Source organism: Legionella navarrensis (assembly GCF_052527415.1).
Genome location: NZ_JBNVZR010000027.1, coordinates 1 through 18,873 on the forward strand (window position 1 = coordinate 1; position 18,873 = coordinate 18,873).

Below are 18,873 nucleotides of genomic sequence, written 5' to 3' on the forward strand. Positions count from 1 at the left end.
TCGTCTCAACTGATTAACTTCAGTTCAAATTAAGATGGGACAGCCCTGTACGTGGCTGCCTGTGCTCTTGAATCGCATCTGCGTAGGTGATATTTTATAACCCCTTGATAATAGCGCTTTTTATGACCAGTTCCAGTCAAGGAGAACTGATTGAAATTAAAACACCTGCACCTGGCCCTGATGTCCTTGCTGCTTCCCATACCCGCTTTTTCATTAGGCATGGGTGATATAAAGGTTGACTCCTTACTTAATCAGCCGTTTCACGCAGAAATTCCCTTGATTGATGTTGGTGGGGTTTCCCTGACCAATATTAAGGTTAATATCGCATCAATTGAAAACTTTGAGCGCGTTGGCCTGCGTCGTACAGAAGTCCTTGATTTACTCAGGCTTACGATTAAAACAAATGCGCATGGGCAGCCTGTTATTGACATCCGCTCTACCGAGCGAATTGATGACCCCTGCGTGCAGATGGTTATCGATATAGCCTGGGCGAATGGTCAGCTTTACCGTGCCTACACCGTATTGCTGGATCCACCAGATTATACGTTGTTGCGATCCATAAAGCACAATGCACCCAGAGCCATCGATCAGCAGATTGGTGCGATTGACAAGCCGGTTTCCACCTCGACCGTTGAGCAGGTTGCAACAGGCGGTTTCTCTCGAGGGCAGACAAGCTATGGCCCAACCCTGGCAAATGAAGGGATATGGCAGATAGCACAGCGCTATTCAACGCCCGATACAACCCTGCCGCAGATCATTCTGGCCATCGTAGGCACAAACTCGGATGCCTTCACCCAGGGTAATCTGAACGGTTTGAAAACCGGCGCAAGGCTTAAAATACCATCAACGGCAGAAATTCTGAAAGTTCCGGAAGACCTCGCAAGGCAGGAAGTCAACGCGCAGGATGCCGCCTGGAAAGCAAAAACAGAAATCAGGCATGTTCTTCTTCCGCCCTATATTGATGGTGTAGCCGGGGTGTCTCAGTTTACCGAGGCGTCGCCGGCGCCATCCTCGCCTTCGAATGAACCAATACCGACACCGCCTGATGCAACGCCTGCGCCGCCGGTCCCGGCTCCCGTCGCACAACCTGTCTTGATACCGACTGGCAGCGAGCCTGTGCCTGCTGTCAAGCTGCCGGCCGCAGACGCACCCAGTTCGCCAGAGATGCTGAATTTGATAGAAACACTCAAAACACAGATCAGGAACAGCTCGGAAATCATCGACTCCATACGCAGGGAAAATACGACGGTCAAAGCGCAATTGCAGGAACTGCAGAACAAAACAGCACCTCTGGAAAAAACACTGTCGGAGCAGAACAAGGCAATTGCCGAATTGCATCAGCAGATTCAGGCAATGAAGAACAGCACCAGAATCACCGCCACAAGCGACACGGTTGACAGGAAAAGGGAGGAGAGCAGGGAGCCCGTCAGTGTATGGCTGTATCTCTTGCCTCTGCTTGCCGTTGCCGGTGGATGTGGTCTGGGCTATTGGGCCAGAATGCGGGCTCGCGAACGCGAGGCTGCTGAGCTCAGTGATACAGAGGATGTGACAGCCGCTCCAGCTGACGAGCAGCCTGTGTTGCCGACACCGCCAGTACAAACGACTGAAGAAGAAATCAAACCGGAATATGCCGAAGCCATTGAAGAGACGCACGAGCAGGCAGCTGAGCCTGCAGCGTTTGAAACAGCAGCACCGGAAAACCCGCTGCCAACTGACCAGAAACAGGCTGAAAACACAGCAGAAGAACCAGAAACAGAGGATGAGCCAGAGAAACCGGAAGACTTTATACTGGATTTTGAGCCGGGCCTCGATAAAGTCATGATCAACAAAAAACATGAGCCAGAGAAAAGCGACAGCTATCAGGACAACGCTGGCATTGACTACTTTATAGAAACACCCCAGCCGGTAGAAACAGAAAAGCCATTAGATGAGCAATTGCTGTTTGATTCGATTGTATCCTCTGACGAGGAAAAAAAAGCGGGCACAGATATCCCTGTTGAAGAACCTCCCGCAGCTGTAAACGCCGAAAAGGTTCCGGATGATGTTCCCGCACAGCCTGAAAACAAGCTGCTGAAAAGCACGCTCGCACTCGATACCCTGATGGACCTGGCCAGAACCTACATCAGCATGGATGACTTTGAAGCGGCAAGACACTCCCTTGAAGAGGTAATCCAGTTCGGCAGCGAAGAGCAGATAGCGGAAGCACGCAGGCTGCTGGATGAAATCAATGACAGATAGCAGACTTTGAATTTGTTAACTGGTTCTTGACGAGACGCCGCAGGTTGGTTGTGATGAATGTTAATTCAATCAAACCGTGCTGAACTGATAACGCAGTTACCGCATGGATCGTTTGACATTCTCAGCGAGGGTTGTTAGTCTGAAAAGCAATTGAATTGATTGAGATTTTTGGGTTTATTTCGTAGCTGAATGAATGCTTAAAGCACAAATATCCCATTTGCAAAGGACCGCGTTCGTTTGAAACCGATTTACTGTATATATCATATCGCATCAAGGCCTGTATTTTTGATCATGGCCATGATTATCGCCTGTCTGCCCGGCTACGCTGCCGAAGGTTACGAGAGCGTACCGCAACTAAAATCCATGATAGAAACATGGGTCAGGGCTAATGCCGCGCACGAGGAGCAGGACGAGGTCGTCGTTCAGGTTGGTCAGCTTGATGGACTGAAGCTGCGAGCCTGTGAAAAGAAAGTTACCGTGTCTTTCGCCAAAGAAGCCGGACCTGCCAACCAGCCTGGTGCGGTTATTCTGTCCTGTGAAAGCCGTGACACATGGAACGTGTACGTTCCGATTCAAATTCAGATTATGACCAGAGTCCTGGCCGTCAATCGTCTGGTATCGCCAGGCGAGCTTCTCGGCGAGAATGATGTTGATTTGACCGTTTATGATAAAAACCGACTTTATGACGGTTACTTCAAAAATAAAGAGGACGTTGTGGGTATGTCCGCTTCCCGCTCCATTAACGCGGGAACGCCCTTGACCCGAAAAAATTTAAAACAGGTTGCCATGATTAAACGAAATCAAACCATCACGCTGTCTTTACGCCGTGGTGCCATTGAGATTGAAATGATCGGCATAGCCAAGACTGACGGGTACAAGGATGGTCCGGTAAAAGTATTTAATCCTTCATCCAAAAAACTGGTTGATGCCATCGTGGTAAGTAAAAACAGAGCTGAAATTACCTATTAGGGAAGGTCGAATATGTTAGTCATCATTGGTTATGTGGTTATTCTATTCTCCGTTTTTGGCGGCTTTGCTCTGGCTGGGGGACATCTTTATGCTCTCATACAGCCCATTGAGCTGCTGATGATTGGCGGTTCTGCGCTGGGCTCTTTCCTGATTGGTAACAGCGTCAAAATCATCAAGGAAACCATCAAGGCTGTTTTTTCGACTCTGAAAGGCATTGGCTATTCCAGAAAATACTATGTGGAACTGCTGTCGCTTTTGTTTGAAGTCGTCAACAAGATTAAAAAGGACGGGGTATTATCTATTGAGGCTGATATAGAAAATCCTAATGAAAGTAAAATCTTTACGTCCTATCCTCTGATTAAGAAAGATGCTCACGTCATGGAGTTTCTGAGTGACTATCTGCTGCTCATCATCACCGGGCGTGTGGATATCCATCAATTGGAAAATCTGATGGATCAGGACATTGAAACGTATGAATGCGAAAAGGAACAGCCCATCCATGCCATTAACAAAGTTGCCGACAGTCTGCCTGCCTTTGGTATCGTTGCTGCGGTGATGGGGGTTGTTCACACCATGGAATCCATGGGTACGCTTCCGCCAGAGGCGCTGGGCGGCCTGATTGCCAAAGCGCTGGTAGGTACGTTCCTTGGTGTATTGATGGGCTATGGCTTTGCTGCACCGCTGGCGGTACTGCTGGAGCACAAATTAAATGCGTCCATCAAGATCATGAGTGCTATCAAAATTGTATTGCTGGCCTCAGTCAGTAACTTCTCCCCGAGCATTGCGGTAGAGTTTGGGCGTAAGATTATTTACTCCAATGAGCGCCCACATGGCAAGGAACTGGAAGAAATTATCAAAGATATCAAGCAAAGCAAGGTGCCTGGATGAGCAGCGAACAGTCTCCCATCATTGTTATAAAAAAAATAAAAAAAGGGAAAAAGGAACATCATGGCGGCTCGTGGAAAATCGCTTACGCCGATTTCGTTACGGCGATGATGGCTTTTTTTATGTTGCTCTGGTTATTGTCTCTGTTAAATAAATATCAGTTACAGGGCGTTTCGGCCTATTTCCAAAAGCCGTTGTCAGATATTTTCGTTGGCAGTAAAAACGCAGAGCATTACAAGGCCCCCCCAAAAAAGCAGATTATCCAAAAAAATAAGGCCATGAACGCCGACGCCATGATTAAGGCAACTCCAAAGGATTTGCTGAACGAGGATACGAAGGACGCCGAAAAAAACAAAATGGATCAGCAGGATAAAACCAAAGACAACGGCAAAAAGGACAATAAACAGGATTCACAGGAGAAGCACAGTAAATCACAACGGCATGAGCTGATGGAGATGCAGAGAATCAAAAAAAATCTTGAAATTGCGTTGAAAAATAATGCCTCTTTGAATCAGTTTAAAGACAATCTCAGTTTCGAAGTTGTCGATGATGGCATCAAGGTGTCTCTGCATGACTCCAAAAATAATCCCATGTTCTCGCTTGGACAGGCTAATTTCCATAATTATGCCAAACACATTATTGTCTGGTTGAGTGGGGAGTTTAATCACGTGCCTAAGAAAATCATTATAACCGGGCATACGGATGCCTGGCAGTATAACGATAAGGCTAACTATACCAACTGGGAGTTATCGACAGACAGGGCAAACGCAGTGCGCCGTCTGTTGATTGCCGATGGCATGGATCCGGCTAAAATAATACGTGTGGAAGGGGCGGCTGATGTCAGTCTGCAGGATGTGCAGAACGGCGACAGCCCTATAAACCGACGTGTCGAAATTATTATTCTGACCGATGAAGCGGCAAACAGAATCAAGAACCAATAGGAGAATGGCTCGTTATGGATGATGAACGTATACCTCCTGTTGAGGCAGAGATCGTTGAGGGCGACGATACCAGTGCTCAGGACAGTGGCGTGCTGACAGAAAACGATGGCGGTGAATCATTTTATTTTGACAATGATGTCATCGAAAATGTGATCTCAATATTAACGGCAGAAGGGCAGCTCAAGTTGTCGTCCTTCCTGCGCAAAAAGGTAGTGATCAAGCTCAATTCCATCAGTACCTGCCTGTTTGATGAGATTCAACACGATTACAAAAGTAAACTCATGCTTAACTATCGTATTTCACCCTATGAGAAATACGGTCTGATCAGCTATGATTTTATTTTTTTACATTCTGTTATTAATTTGCTCTATGGCGGTGAAATTACAAATAACGAACCCGTGATGCGTGGTCTTGGTAAGTCAGGTATCAAAATTGCCAGGAAAGTGTCTGAAATACTGTTGACGGTATTACAGGATGCCATGAGCGAGTTTCTGAAAATCAAGGTCACGGTTTCGGAGTCATCCAGTCATTTAGGCACTGTGTTTAAACAGGAAAAATACGACAAATGCTATAACATTTCTCTGTGTGCCTGGTTTGACTCAGTTGTCTGCAACCTTGACCTCATTCTGCCCGAGCGAATCTTTTCACATTCGGATGCGGAAGAGGTTCCTGATAGCGCACCGGCTGAGTTACGGAGCCTGGGACATGATGATGCTCCAGGTCAAAACTCCATTTTTGATGAAAAAGCCCGTAATGAGCTGATTGATGCAAACGTAACGGTTTCTGTGAATCTACCTGGTATTGCGTTGAAATTAAAAGACGTTGTTAATTTAAAAGCAGGGGATATCATACCCATAGGTGATCCCACCACGGTTTTTGTAACGTTGAACGACAAAAAGTTGTATAAGGCATCTGCTGGTCAGTCTAATCTACGAAGAGCAGTCAAAATTACAGAAAAATTATAATCTTCATGGAGCATGAGATGAGTGATGACGAAATTTACGAATTTGAAAACCCGTTGACCGATGGTCTGGAAACCCCTGATACGGAACAAAGACAGGAACGCGTGTTCACTGAGGAACATATTGATATTTTAAATGACGTGGTGATGGATATTACCGTTGAAATTGGCCGCGCTAAAATGAAAATCAGTGAGCTGTTGAATTTAAAAAAGGGTTCGATCATTGAGCTGGCTCAGGGAGCTGACGAGCCTCTGCATATATTCGCTAACGAAAAACTGATAGCCAAAGGCGTGATTATTTCGGCCAATGGAAAATATTGCGTAAAAATTACCTGATGCGCTCCCAGCCGTAGCCCGGATTACGGCTTCGCCTAATCCGGGCTACATGGGATTTTGTGTTACAGGGAAGGAGTTGCTTGTCGAATGCATCAAAGTCTGGTCAGTATAATAGCTCTTGTCTGTGTTATTCCTTTGATTTTTTTAACTCTGTGGCTGTTTAAAAAAAGCATGGTACTGCGCTTAAGCGATAACCAGGATATAAAAATAATAAACCAAATGTCACTTGGTTCCAGGGAGAGGCTGCTTTTGTTAAAAGTTAAACAGGAAACGATTCTGATTGGCGTGACGGCCCAGCAAATAACGACCTTGCATGTATGCAATGATTCATCAACTATGACTTGATCGCGTGAACCTATGAAAGCAAAACTTATGACCAGCTGCCTGACCGCGCTTATGTTTCTGGGGCTGATGTACATGACGGATGCCTGCGCCAGCGCGCCGGTGAGCACACCCACCATTCCCCTGTTGACAACCTCTGGCAGCGGCGCGAACGTAACCTACAGCCTGAGTATTAAAATTCTGGCCGTAATGGCCATGCTGTCGGTTCTCCCGGCGTTGTTGATAACCACCTCGGCCTTTACGCGGATTATTATTGTGTTTGCCATTCTCCGTCAGGCTCTCGGGGTGCCCAACGTGCCCAGTAACCAGATTTTACTCGGGCTGGCGCTCATCATGACCATTTATATCATGATGCCTACGCTTGAAAAAATTAACGAAACCAGTATCCAGCCCTATATGCAGGGCAGCATCAGCGAATCACAGGCCCTGCAGAATTCGGGAGACTTTATCAAACAGTTTATGTTTAACCACACGCGCAAGGCCGACCTGAATCTGTTTACCGGCATGGCTCATAAAACGATAGTTAACAACGATTACCCTCTCTTTGTACTGATGCCTGCCTATATTACCAGCGAATTGAAAACGGCATTCCAGATAGGTTTTCTGATTTTTCTGCCCTTTTTAATCATCGATTTGGTGACCGCCAGCGTGCTGATGTCGATGGGTATGATGATGCTGTCACCCATGGTGATTTCGCTCCCCTTTAAAATTTTGTTTTTTGTCCTTGTGGATGGGTGGGTGTTGATTGTCACCAGTCTTGTCACGAGTTTCCGTGTTTAGACGCGGGCGCTATGGAATATTCTGTTGCCTGATACTGGCAGGCTGCCTGATGAGTCATGCGGCTATGGCCTTGCTTTTAAACAATCCGTATCCAGATGATGAATCAGATAAACCCATTTACTATTCTTCTTTTGCTGAGCAGCCCAAAACGCTGGATCCGGCGCGCTCCTATTCCAGTAATGAATATCAATTTATCGCTCAGATATACGAGCCGCCGCTCAATTATGATTATTACCTCAGGCCATATCAGCTAATGCCCGCCACGGCAGAATCGATGCCTGAGCTTCGTTTTCTTGATCGGCAGGGAAATACGGTGCCTGCAGGTAGCCCGGATATTGTCCAAACCGTGTATACCATAAAAATCAAACCGGGTATTTTGTATCAGCCTCATCCGGCTCTGGCCAAAGATGACGAGGGGCAATACCGTTATCTGAATCTGTCGGAAGACTATCTTGATGACAACGATATATCGCAACTCTCCGATTTTCCCTTCGTTGGCACACGCGAAGTGACGGCAGATGACTATATCTATCAGATTAAACGACTGGCGAGTCCTGCGGTCAGTTCCCCCATATACGGGCTGATGAGTGATCATATTGTCGGGTTTGCTGACTTTGCCAAAGGCCTGCCGGCGAGCAAAGAGGGCGACTACCTGGATTTGCGACTATACAACATGGCGGGTGTGCGCAAACTGGATGATTACCGTTTTGAGATAAGTGTAATCGGGCAGTACCGGCAGTTTGAGAACTGGCTGGCCATGCCTTTTTTTTCACCGATACCCTGGGAGGCTGATAAGTTTTACAGTCAACCGGGAATGGACGATAAAAACCTGAGTTTTGACTGGTACCCTATTGGTACAGGGCCGTTTATGCTGAGCGAAAATAACCCCAACCGGCATATGGTACTGGATAAAAATCCCCATTTTCGTGTTGAGTATTTCCCCGACTCGACCAACCCAGTGGATAAAAAAAATGGCTATACACAGCATGCCGGTCAACGTCTTCCCTTGATAAGCCGGGCTGTTTACGTTCTGGAAAAGGAATCTATTCCTCGCTGGAACAAATTCCTGCAGGGCTATTATGATATGTCTGGCATCGCAACCGACAGTTACGATCAGGCCATACAGCTCGATGCCGCCGGTAAGCCCATGCTGAGTGACGCCATGCTGGCCAAAGGAATGCGCCTGTCCGAAACGATTGATCCCAGCATCTATTTCATGGGCTTTAATATGCTTGATCCGGTGGTTGGTGGAAAAAGCGAGCGCGCACGTAAATTACGTCAGGCTATCTCCATTGCGGTAAATTATGATGAAAATATCAGTATTTTCTTCAATGGCCGGGGTAAGGCGGCGCAAGGGCCCATTCCGCCGGGGATTATTGGATATAAAGATGGTGAGGCGGGCATTAATCCTTACGTGTATACCTGGAATGGGCAGCGACCGGTGCGACGCAGTCTGGATGATGCCAGACGTCTGCTGACAGCCGCCGGTTACCCCGATGGGCGCGATCCGGCGACGGGACGCGCCCTGATGCTGCATTATGACGTTCCCCTCGGCGGCAGCCCTGATGATAAGGCACAACTGGACTGGATGCGGAAACAGTTTGCCAGCATCGGCATTGATCTGGATATACGCGGCACAGAATATAATCGATTTCAGGATAAAATGCGCAATGGCAATGCGCAGTTGTTCAGCTGGGGCTGGAATGCGGATTATCCGGATCCGGAAAACTTCCTTTTCCTGCTCTATGGTTTAAACGGCAAGGTTGCGCATGGAGGCGAAAATGCTTCCAACTACCAAAACAGACAATACGACAGACTGTTTGAGCAGATGCGTAATGCGCCAGATGGACCAGCGAGGCAGCAACTGATCGACCAGATGGTGGAAATTGCCCGCCATGATGCTCCCCTGGTATGGGGAATCAACACCCAGAGCCTGTTTTTATCCCAGCAATGGTTATCCGTGACCAAGCCCAATACCATCAGTATGAATCAGTTGAAATACATGGCGATTGATTTTGAAAAACGCGCAAACCTGCGTGAGGCATGGAACCGTCCCGTGTTTTGGCCGCTGGCCTTGATTTTTGGACTGATCCTGCTGTGTCTGTGGCCCTTACGGCTTATTTATCGGCGTAAGGAAAAACAAAGCGCTCTGAGAGCCAATCTATGATTCACTATCTGCTGCGTCGAATACTGTATGCCATTCCAATCCTGTTTGGGATCAACCTGATAACCTTTGCCCTGTTTTTCATGATCAACACACCCGACGATATGGCACGCATGCAGCTCGGTCAGAAAAATATCAGACCGGAAGCGGTTCAACAATGGAAGGCGCAGCACGGCTATGACCAGCCCCTGTTTTACAATGATGAAAAACCTGGCCTGCAGGCTCTGAGTCAGACCTTGTTTTTCCAGAAATCGCTGACCTTGTTTGCCTTCGATTTTGGCCAGTCCGATGCCGGGCGTGACATCAGTTTTGATATTTCCCGCCGTATGTGGCCGAGTCTCGCAATTGCCTTGCCGGCTTTGTTTTTAAGTATGCTGGCTTACATTGTATTTGCCATGTGTCTTGCCTTTTATCGCTCAACCTGGGTTGATTTGAGCGGCGTAGTTTTGTGTATCATCCTGATGTCCATATCCAGCATGTTTTATATCATCGGTGGTCAGTATCTGTTTGCCAAGGTGCTCAGGCTGGTACCCATTTCTGGCTACGATGGTGGCTTGGACAGCTTCAAATTCATTGCCTTGCCCATTTTTGTGGAGGTCATGAGTGGCACAGGAGCCGGTACCCGCTGGTATCGTACCCTGTTTCTGGAAGAAATGAACCGCGAATACGTCAAAACCGCACGCGCGAAGGGCCTGTCTGAAAGGAGGGTTTTGTTCGGTCATGTGTTAAACAATGCCTTGCTGCCTATTCTGACGGGCGTGGTGGTGATCATCCCATCCCTGTTCATGGGCAGTCTGGTACTGGAGTCGTTTTTTGGTGTACCCGGGCTTGGCAGCTACATTATTGATGCCATCCACCAGCAGGATTTTGCCATCGTGCGGGCCATGGTTTTTTTAGGTTCGATTCTGTATATCGTTGGCCTGATTCTGACAGACATCTCCTACACATGGGCCGATCCGCGTGTAAGGCTGCAATAAACATAAAGGAAAACCGGTATGGATTTATTATGGACTGACCAATGTTTTCTGTTCATGCTGGCTGTTATGCTGCTGGCGTTTATCAATGCCATGCGCAGGGAAACCAGCCGCAGACGCTTCAAATCGCTGTTCAGCAAACCCATGGCGCTTTGCTCGGGCGTTGTATTGCTGTTTTTTCTGGGGATTGCTACGATCGACAGCATTCATTTCAGCGCTGAAGGTGGCAGCCGCTCGGTCTCCATTCTCGACAGACTGATGGCGCCGCTGGATCAGTTTTATGAAAAATCCTACTCTTCACCGATGGCATTAACCCTGTCTGGCAGGGAGTCGGTGATAGTGAACGGCCAGCTTAAGCAGATCTATCCCAGACTGCAATACCCGCCGGCCTGGATTGCCAGCGACAAGGATAGACAAAAGCTGGTGACGTCCATTGTCCTGGATGCGTCAATCACGAGCCTCCTTGTATTAATGGGCATGCTGGCTGCCATCACAGCGCTTCTTCGAACGATTACCATCCCACGAAGTATATGGCAGGGCAGCATAACCTTTTGTGTCTGTCTGTTTTTCCTGCTGGCCAGCTGGCGTCTGTCACGGTATTTTCACGTCTTTGGAACAGGTAAAATAGGCCAGGATATATTCTACTACACGATAAAAAGCATTCGCACCGGCATCATTATTGGAACACTGACGACTTTGTTCATGCTCCCTCTGGCCCTCATACTCGGCATTGCCGCGGGGTATTTTGGCGGTTTTGTTGATGATGTTATTCAATACCTCTATACCACCTTAAGCTCGATACCGGGTGTGTTGCTGATCACGGCCTCCGTGTTGTCGATGCAGACCTTCATAGCCAATCATCCAGAGCAGTTTTCCAGTCTGGATAAAAGCGCGGATGCACGTTTACTGGCATTGTGTCTGATACTTGGCGTAACCAGCTGGACCAGTCTGTGCCGATTGCTGCGTGCCGAAACGCTGAAGCTGCGTGAAATTGATTTCGTTATGGCCGCAAGGGCGCAGGCGTGCAGCGCCTGGTATATTATTCGCAGACATCTGCTGCCCAATGTCATGTCAATCGTTCTGATAACCCTCGTGCTGGATTTCAGTTTTCTTGTGTTGGCCGAAGCGGTTCTGTCTTACGTTGGCGTTGGTGTATCGCCGATGACCATCAGCTGGGGCAACATGATTAACGGGGCCCGACTCGAACTGGCGCGTGAACCGCTGGTCTGGTGGCCAATAGCAGCAGCTTTCGTGTTTATGTTTGTTTTGGTTCTGGCCAGTAATTTGTTTGCGGATACGGTGAGAGATGTTTTTGATCCGCATAGAGGTGGGTGAAATAAAATCGAAGTGTTTTTTAACTGCATTTTTCCTGGTATAGTTCCCGCAGGTGAAAAGTATGTATATTTTTTCTACGCTTGAGGAGTGTTATGCGCCAGCTGATGAGTCGCTTATTTGGGTTGATGTTTGGATTGATCCTCTACCCGTTAAGATCGTTAATCTTAAATCTGGGCATTTTTATTGCCATGCCTCTTGCGGTGATTATATTAAACCTGGCCTTCTTAAAAAAAGACTCACTCACATGGAATCTGGTACTGCTTGCGTTTAGCCCACTTATTATTTCTGTCTTGTTTGTTCTTGGCGAAAGCGCTACGCTGTTTTGTGCTTTTATCGACCTGGTTCTGTCAGCCAGATTTGCCGTTAAAACAGCCAGTGAATCTGGAATTTCGGGTGTATTTTCCCGCCTGGTTACGCACTGGCGCGACTGCTCTGGCTGGCTGTTGTTAACGACAAAGGCTCCACGCAGACAGGCAGAACCGAGCCATCATGCTGAGCAGGCCGTATGGACTGACGAGTGGCAGGCTTATGATCCCGATCAGCTTCAGGATGTTCCAAAATCTGATTTGACTGCTGCTCCGCTGCCGGGCCCGGAGCATCGGACTGGTTTCAGGCGACTGACTCAGGAAGAGTGTCAGCTGGCAAAACAGAACAACGAAGACGCTTATAAAAAGCTTTACGATCGATATCTGGAACTGCAGCAGACAATTGATAGGCTTGATGCGGCCATCAAGGCTGGCAGGGACGAAGAGGGCTATCTTATGAATGTAGACGATGAGATTTTTCGACGCGACATCAAAGAGCCTTGCCTGCTCTTTAAGCAGGTCAATATAAACGGACAATGGCAGGTGCAACTGGCAACGACCTTTCTAATTGATCAGGATAGCTATGTTGAATTCAGAAAAAAAAGCAACAGTCATCCCCTGAGTCGAGAAAACCTTGATAATCCTCTTAATGAAACGGGCAGGGTAAGAACAGCACGCTACTGCCTTGTTCAATACAAAGGCTATTGTGCTGAGCTGCATGAGCTTGCTGATAGACTGCGTGATGGTTTACAGACGCCAGAGCCGTCTCCCCGACGGAGTCGACAAAGTTTCCTGGCTGCGGCCGGTGCGCTGCCCTTTTTTGGAGAAAGCCCCAGACGAACCGAAAGTCACGATAAACAGTCGCTGCTGTCCTCGTCACCGGGATAACAGATTTCGGAGCCTGACTCAGCAGACAGCTTGCCCTGCCGGCTACTCTCCGGTACAGTGCTGCCTATGATGATAGATGAGTAAATACTCCATGACCGCCCGTTTTGTCCACTTGCGTCTGCATTCAGAATTTTCGATCGTTGATGGCCTCGTTCGCATCAAGCCCTTGATGAAAGCCGTGGCCGGGCGCGGAATGAATGCTGTCGCCGTGACCGATTACTGTAATCTCTTTGCTGCCGTAAAAGTGTTTAAAGCGGCTGTAGATAACGGGATCAAACCCATTTTAGGCGGTGAACTGCCTTGTCATGACCCGGCCAGACCTGAGTTGGTTCATTCGCTGGTGATGCTGTGCCAAAACGATACCGGCTATCGCAACCTGACCTGCCTGATTTCAAAGGCCTATCAGGAGGGCCAGGATCAGGGTGAACCACGTGTCCACTATGATTGGCTCCCTGAATATTCCGAAGGGCTCATCGTTCTCTCAGGCGGGCGACAGGGCGCCATCGGTAAAGCGTTGACAGCCGGGGATCTGGAGGCGGCAAACGCCCTCGCAAATCAGTTTACCAATATATTTCCCGGACGCTTTTATCTTGAAATTCAGCGCACCGGGCGACCAGATGAGGGCATTTATAACGAGCAGGTGGTTCGGCTTGCCGAAAAGCTCAATCTCCCCCTGGTTGCAACGAATGATGTCCGCTTTCTTGATAAAAAGGAATTTGATGCCCATGAAGCCCGTGTCTGCATCAATCAGGGGATGACGCTTGCCGATCCGCGCCGGGTTCGTGAATACAGTGAAGAGCAGTATTTCCGCTCAGCCGATGAAATGGTCGAGCTGTTTTCGGATTTGCCCCAGGCACTGGCCAATACGGTTCACATCAGCCAGCGCTGTACCGTCAAGCTTAATCTGGGTAACAACTATCTACCCAATTTCCCTATTCCCGATCAATCCGATGAAAAAAGCTGGCTGTCCCGCTTGTCAAAGCAGGGGCTGGATGAGCGTCTTGCCGTTATCTTCCGCGATCAGCCGGCCGAGGAGCTTACGCGACTGCGCGTGCCTTATGATCAACGCCTGCAGGTTGAGCTGGATGTTATCAACAACATGGGTTTTCCGGGCTATTTCCTTATCGTGGCCGACTTTATTCAGTGGGCCAAAAGCAATGGCGTACCGGTTGGACCCGGACGGGGATCGGGTGCCGGTTCTCTGGTGGCCTATGCCCTGAAAATTACCGATCTTGATCCTTTGCTCTACGAACTGCTGTTTGAGCGCTTCCTGAATCCCGAGCGGGTATCCATGCCTGACTTCGATATCGATTTTTGTATGGAAGGGCGCGATCGCGTTATTGAATACGTTGCAGAAAAATACGGCCGTCAAAGCGTGTCACAGATCATCACCTTTGGCACCATGGCCGCCAAGGCGGTGGTGCGGGACGTAGGTCGTGTGCTGGGGCATCCTTATGGCTTTGTTGACAAAATTGCACGTCTTATCCCCTTTGAATTAGGGATAACCCTGCAAAAAGCGCTGGAAGACGAGGAGGAATTAAGAAGTCGATACCAATCCGAAGACGAAGTGAAAGAGCTGATTGATCTTGCCCTGTCTCTCGAGGGGATCACCCGTAACGCAGGCAAACATGCTGGCGGAGTGGTAATTGCCCCTTCACGGCTCACCGATTTCACCGCTATATATTGTGAACAGGGATCTGCGCAGATAGTCAGTCAGTTTGATAAAGACGATGTTGAGGCAGCGGGCCTGGTTAAGTTCGACTTTCTGGGGCTGCGTACACTCACCATTATCGACTGGGCTATCCAGGCAATTAATAAGCAAAAAGCGGCGGCAGGCGAAGAGCCCATCGATATTGCCATGATCCCGACCGATGACAAGCATACCTTCAACCTGCTCAAGGCCTGCCAGACCACCGCCGTATTCCAGCTTGAGTCGCGTGGCATGAAAGAGCTTATCAACCGTCTGCAGCCGGATTGCTTCGAGGAAATCATCGCTCTCGTGGCTCTGTTTCGTCCTGGCCCCCTGCAGTCCGGGATGGTGGATGACTTTATTGACAGAAAACATGGTCGCGCCAAAGTGGAATATCCACACCCCGATCTCGAACAGATTCTGAAACCGACCTATGGGGTGATTCTGTATCAGGAGCAGGTGATGCAGATCGCGCAGGTTTTAGCCAATTATACCCTTGGCGCTGCGGATATGCTGCGTCGGGCCATGGGTAAGAAAAAGCCTGAAGAAATGGCGCAGCAGCGTGCCATCTTCACTGAGGGAGCCACTGCGCGCGGGGTCGATGCCGACACCGCTACCCATATTTTCGACTTGATGGAAAAATTTGCGGGTTACGGCTTTAACAAGTCGCATTCGGCTGCCTATGCGCTGGTTGCCTATCAGACCGCCTGGCTGAAAGCACATTATCCCGCTGCCTTTATGGCCGCGGTAATGTCATCGGATATGGATAACACCGATAAAGTGGTTACTTTTATCCACGAATGCAAGGCCATGAATCTGAATGTTCTGCCGCCCTCTGTTAACTACTCCAATTTTGCCTTCACCGTAACAGATGAGCGCACGATATTTTATGGACTGGGTGCCATCAAGGGCGCTGGTGAAGCGGCCATCAGCGGCCTGATTGAAGAGCGACAGCAGCATGGTGAGTTCCGGGACCTGTTTGAATTATGCCGTCGTCTCGATTTGCGCAAAATGAATCGACGGGTCCTTGAAGCACTAATCAAAAGCGGCGCTATGGATTGCTTTGAGATTGAGCGCTCGGTACTGATGGCGTCTCTTGATAAAGCGCTGAAACTGGCAGACAAATCACAAAAAAACCAACACAGCGGCCAGGGCGATTTGTTTTCCCTGTTTGAGGAAGAGGAGCGCAGCGAGGACTACATCCCCTGCAAGGCATGGTTGCCCCTTGAGCGGCTGGAAGGTGAGAAAGAAACGCTGGGGCTGTATCTGACAGGGCATCCCAGCGCTCAATACTGCGATGAACTAAAACAATACACCCAGCTGATGGGGCGGCTGAATCCGGTGATGACGAAAAAGGCGTGGATCTGCGGTCTTGTACTTGGTGTACGCCGAATCATCACCAAACGCGGGAAAAAACTGTCTATCGTGTCCATGGAGGATTGCAGTGGTAAGATCGACGTTGTGGTTTTTTCCGAACTGTATGACGCGCTGACGTTTGTGCTGCAGACCGGGATGATGCTGGTCGTGGAAGGAGAGGTGGCGACCGATGATTTCAATGGCGGCGTCAAGATGACCGCCATGCAGCTTTGCACCATGGAGGAGGCCAGAACACGTTTTGCCAAATCGCTGATTCTGAATCTGAGCCCGGATCAAGGCTCGCTCATCCCGGCATTGAAGTCTCTGCTGTCGGCTCATGCCGGTCGCTGTGTAGTACAGATTCAATATAGAAATGACCAGGCCAAAGCGCTGCTGACAACTGAGCGCCGCTGGTGCGTTACACCAGGTGATGACCTGATTACCCGTTTGAATGACGTGCTTGGAGACGGGCGCGCGTATTTGAGTTATTGACCCTTTTTTTGTTAACAAGCATAAGCTAACATGTACATATGCTGCGAAAGGATGAGTTATATGAGTATTAACTGGCAAAAAGGTATTGCATCTATACTGCTTGGTCTGTTTGTTTCCGGCGTTTGGGCCGCAAAAAACTCGGAAATATATCACCGCAGTTTCTGGCAGCCTTATTTCAATGGCCAGCGCCTGGCCTGGTGCACCGCGGATGGTAAGGAATGTGGCCAGCCCGTCGCCAATCGCTATTGTCGGATGATGGGGTATGCCCGCGCTGATAAGCAAATCAAAGCCAATAATATTGGCCTGGCTAATTATATCTCGTCTTCGGTGCGTTGCACGGGCTGGCAGTGTAATGGATTTAAGACAATCCGCTGCCGCGACAGCATGACGGACAAGCCACCCCAGTCCTGGCATTATCGTCTGCGACGTTTTGTATACCCTCGATTTAATAATTATCGTGTTGACTGGTGTTATGATGGAGCCACTGGCTGTGGTCGACGGGCTGCCTATTCTTTCTGTCGTCGCCTCGGCTTTGAAGGGGTGCGTCGATACGCGATTCAAAAGGCTGTTCCTGCAACACAGGCCATCGGCAATCAAAAGCTTTGTTTTGGCGGTGCATGCCAGGCGTTTGCTGACATTGTCTGTTATCGCTAGCCAGCGGGTTGATGTGAATGGACGTGCCGGTGAGCCATGCGATTACAGACAGCCTGGGGCCGCACTTGCATCATTGCCGCTCGCAATGGCTGGTGCTGTCACGACCTGTAAGGACTGAATGTGAACACCCATGAGCCTGTCTACATCATTGATGATGATAAAGTCCGCCGGGACAAGCTGTGCACGATTATAGATTTCCTTGCCAAGCCTTATTCCTGGGCAGACTATAAATCACCGCAGCCACGTATCCTGTCTGAGTCACACATCGTGATCGTCGGGGCTAACTCCTCCTTCGATGAAACAACGGACTTATTACAGGAGCTTGCACTGCTGGCACCGAACCTGCCCGTTATTCTGGTTGGCCCACTGACGGCTGACGTGCCTGCGTCCATAACCAACGTGCAGGCCTGTCTCGATTTCCCTTTCAGCTATGCGCAGATGCTGGAGGCTTTATACAAATGCCAGCTGGCCATAAAGCGTGACCTGGACTGGGAGAATAACCAAAAAAAAACACCCTTGTTTCGCAGTCTTGTTGGTGACAGCGAATCAATTCGCCAGGTTAGAACGCTTATTTCGCAGGTAGCGGCGACCGAAGCGACGGTGCTGGTTCTGGGCGAATCAGGAACCGGTAAAGAGGTGATTGCCAGAAACATTCACTCCCTGTCGGCGCGTACGTTTAAGCCTTTTATTCCCATAAATTGTGGCGCCATTCCGGCTGAGTTGCTGGAAAGCGAATTGTTTGGCCATGAGAAGGGCGCGTTTACGGGGGCGATTACTTCCCGACAAGGCCGTTTTGAGCTGGCCAATGGAGGAACCCTGTTTCTGGATGAAATTGGCGATATGCCACTGCCAATGCAGGTTAAGCTCCTGCGCGTATTGCAGGAGCGCTGCTTTGAGCGCGTCGGCAGTAACAAAACCATCATGGTGGATGTGCGCATTATAGCGGCTACGCACAGAAATCTGGAGCAGGCGATTATCGATGGCCGCTTTCGCGAGGATTTATTTTATCGTTTGAACGTATTCCCTATTGAGGTTCCTCCCCTCCGGAGCCGGAAAAGTGATCTGCAGATGTTATTCAACGAGTTGGTTTCGCGTATAGAAGGGGAGCATAAACCTGGTGTTCGCCTGTTGCCTGCGGCCCTGGATGCGCTTACCCGTTATCATTGGCCTGGCAACGTACGGGAGCTTGCTAATCTGGTCGAGAGGCTGACTATTCTCTATCCTGGTGGTGTGGTTGATGTGGGGGATTTACCCATGCGCTTTCGCAAGGAAAATCGCGCCAGTGAGCATGGGATTGTCGGCAGCGAGCGCGAGACATTAATGCATATGATTCGCCTTGAGCAGCCTGACGCGAGCGAAGGCATTGATTTGAAAGAGCATCTGGCCAAAACCGAACTGGCTTTGATTAATCATGCACTGAACGAGTCCGATTGGGTGGTGGCGCGCGCAGCAGCTGCGCTTAACATGCGACGTACCACGCTGGTGGAAAAAATTCGTAAATATGGATTAATAAGGCCAGGCAAGGAGTAGGAAGGGAACACTACGTCCTTCGCCTATGCACTC

General features: G+C 49.1%; 15 protein-coding genes. All 15 read left to right on the top strand.

Annotated features, from left to right (window positions below):
• Positions 1 to 150: 150 nt before the first annotated feature.
• The gene (locus tag ACQUTA_RS12160; protein ID WP_444988528.1) at positions 151 to 2,238 is read left to right on the top strand and encodes a motility hub landmark protein FimV; all 2,088 of its coding nucleotides are present in this window, start codon (positions 151 to 153) and stop codon (positions 2,236 to 2,238) included.
• Positions 2,239 to 2,475: 237 nt separating this feature from the next.
• Positions 2,476 to 3,207 carry a flagellar basal body P-ring formation chaperone FlgA gene (gene flgA, locus ACQUTA_RS12165; RefSeq protein WP_444988529.1) on the top strand — a complete coding sequence of 244 codons (732 nt, stop codon included), beginning with the start codon at positions 2,476 to 2,478 and terminating at the stop codon, positions 3,205 to 3,207.
• 12 nt (positions 3,208 to 3,219) lie between these two features.
• Positions 3,220 to 4,095: a flagellar motor stator protein MotA gene (gene motA / locus ACQUTA_RS12170; protein ID WP_444988530.1), complete on the top strand. Its 876-nt coding sequence runs from the start codon at positions 3,220 to 3,222 to the stop codon at positions 4,093 to 4,095.
• Positions 4,092 to 5,033 (top strand): flagellar motor protein MotB, encoded by a 942-nt coding sequence (locus ACQUTA_RS12175; protein WP_444988531.1) that lies wholly within the window; start codon positions 4,092 to 4,094, stop codon positions 5,031 to 5,033. Before motA ends, ACQUTA_RS12175 begins: the two co-directional genes overlap by 4 nt.
• A gap of 14 nt (positions 5,034 to 5,047) precedes the next feature.
• On the top strand, positions 5,048 to 5,998 hold the full coding sequence (locus tag ACQUTA_RS12180) for a FliM/FliN family flagellar motor switch protein (RefSeq protein WP_444988532.1): 951 nt from the start codon (positions 5,048 to 5,050) through the stop codon (positions 5,996 to 5,998).
• Between the two features lie 17 nt (positions 5,999 to 6,015).
• Positions 6,016 to 6,330: a FliM/FliN family flagellar motor switch protein gene (locus tag ACQUTA_RS12185; RefSeq protein WP_444988533.1), complete on the top strand. Its 315-nt coding sequence runs from the start codon at positions 6,016 to 6,018 to the stop codon at positions 6,328 to 6,330.
• Between the two features lie 87 nt (positions 6,331 to 6,417).
• The gene (gene fliO / locus ACQUTA_RS12190; RefSeq protein WP_444988534.1) at positions 6,418 to 6,675 is read left to right on the top strand and encodes a flagellar biosynthetic protein FliO; all 258 of its coding nucleotides are present in this window, start codon (positions 6,418 to 6,420) and stop codon (positions 6,673 to 6,675) included.
• Between the two features lie 12 nt (positions 6,676 to 6,687).
• Positions 6,688 to 7,452: a flagellar type III secretion system pore protein FliP gene (fliP, locus tag ACQUTA_RS12195; RefSeq protein WP_444988535.1), complete on the top strand. Its 765-nt coding sequence runs from the start codon at positions 6,688 to 6,690 to the stop codon at positions 7,450 to 7,452.
• 49 nt (positions 7,453 to 7,501) lie between these two features.
• The gene (locus ACQUTA_RS12200; protein WP_444988552.1) at positions 7,502 to 9,619 is read left to right on the top strand and encodes an ABC transporter substrate-binding protein; all 2,118 of its coding nucleotides are present in this window, start codon (positions 7,502 to 7,504) and stop codon (positions 9,617 to 9,619) included.
• A complete protein-coding gene (locus ACQUTA_RS12205) occupies positions 9,616 to 10,593 on the top strand; it encodes an ABC transporter permease (RefSeq protein ID WP_444988536.1) in 978 nt (325 codons plus the stop codon). Before ACQUTA_RS12200 ends, ACQUTA_RS12205 begins: the two co-directional genes overlap by 4 nt.
• 18 nt (positions 10,594 to 10,611) lie before the next feature.
• Positions 10,612 to 11,925, top strand: a complete 1,314-nt coding sequence (locus ACQUTA_RS12210) for an ABC transporter permease (RefSeq protein ID WP_444988537.1) — start codon at positions 10,612 to 10,614, stop codon at positions 11,923 to 11,925.
• Positions 11,926 to 12,017: 92 nt separating this feature from the next.
• Entirely contained in the window at positions 12,018 to 13,118 is a 1,101-nt protein-coding gene (locus tag ACQUTA_RS12215; RefSeq protein WP_444988538.1) for a hypothetical protein, read from the top strand.
• Between the two features lie 91 nt (positions 13,119 to 13,209).
• On the top strand, positions 13,210 to 16,656 hold the full coding sequence (dnaE, locus tag ACQUTA_RS12220; RefSeq protein ID WP_444988553.1) for a DNA polymerase III subunit alpha: 3,447 nt from the start codon (positions 13,210 to 13,212) through the stop codon (positions 16,654 to 16,656).
• A gap of 60 nt (positions 16,657 to 16,716) precedes the next feature.
• The gene (locus tag ACQUTA_RS12225; RefSeq protein WP_444988539.1) at positions 16,717 to 17,310 is read left to right on the top strand and encodes a hypothetical protein; all 594 of its coding nucleotides are present in this window, start codon (positions 16,717 to 16,719) and stop codon (positions 17,308 to 17,310) included.
• A gap of 120 nt (positions 17,311 to 17,430) precedes the next feature.
• Entirely contained in the window at positions 17,431 to 18,840 is a 1,410-nt protein-coding gene (locus tag ACQUTA_RS12230) for a sigma-54 dependent transcriptional regulator (protein WP_444988540.1), read from the top strand.
• The last annotated feature ends 33 nt before the right edge of the window (positions 18,841 to 18,873 follow it).

What these genes read in the sequence shown, in the direction of transcription:
- motA (WP_444988530.1), top strand. Translation starts at nt 3,220, where the DNA reads ATGTTAGTCATCATTGGTTATGTGGTTATTCTATTCTCCGTTTTTGGC.
- ACQUTA_RS12175 (WP_444988531.1), top strand. Translation starts at nt 4,092, where the DNA reads ATGAGCAGCGAACAGTCTCCCATCATTGTTATAAAAAAAATAAAAAAA.
- ACQUTA_RS12180 (WP_444988532.1), top strand. Translation starts at nt 5,048, where the DNA reads ATGGATGATGAACGTATACCTCCTGTTGAGGCAGAGATCGTTGAGGGC.
- ACQUTA_RS12185 (WP_444988533.1), top strand. Translation starts at nt 6,016, where the DNA reads ATGAGTGATGACGAAATTTACGAATTTGAAAACCCGTTGACCGATGGT.
- fliO (WP_444988534.1), top strand. Translation starts at nt 6,418, where the DNA reads ATGCATCAAAGTCTGGTCAGTATAATAGCTCTTGTCTGTGTTATTCCT.
- fliP (WP_444988535.1), top strand. Translation starts at nt 6,688, where the DNA reads ATGAAAGCAAAACTTATGACCAGCTGCCTGACCGCGCTTATGTTTCTG.
- ACQUTA_RS12200 (WP_444988552.1), top strand. Translation starts at nt 7,502, where the DNA reads ATGAGTCATGCGGCTATGGCCTTGCTTTTAAACAATCCGTATCCAGAT.
- ACQUTA_RS12205 (WP_444988536.1), top strand. Translation starts at nt 9,616, where the DNA reads ATGATTCACTATCTGCTGCGTCGAATACTGTATGCCATTCCAATCCTG.
- ACQUTA_RS12210 (WP_444988537.1), top strand. Translation starts at nt 10,612, where the DNA reads ATGGATTTATTATGGACTGACCAATGTTTTCTGTTCATGCTGGCTGTT.
- ACQUTA_RS12215 (WP_444988538.1), top strand. Translation starts at nt 12,018, where the DNA reads ATGCGCCAGCTGATGAGTCGCTTATTTGGGTTGATGTTTGGATTGATC.
- dnaE (WP_444988553.1), top strand. Translation starts at nt 13,210, where the DNA reads ATGACCGCCCGTTTTGTCCACTTGCGTCTGCATTCAGAATTTTCGATC.
- ACQUTA_RS12225 (WP_444988539.1), top strand. Translation starts at nt 16,717, where the DNA reads ATGAGTATTAACTGGCAAAAAGGTATTGCATCTATACTGCTTGGTCTG.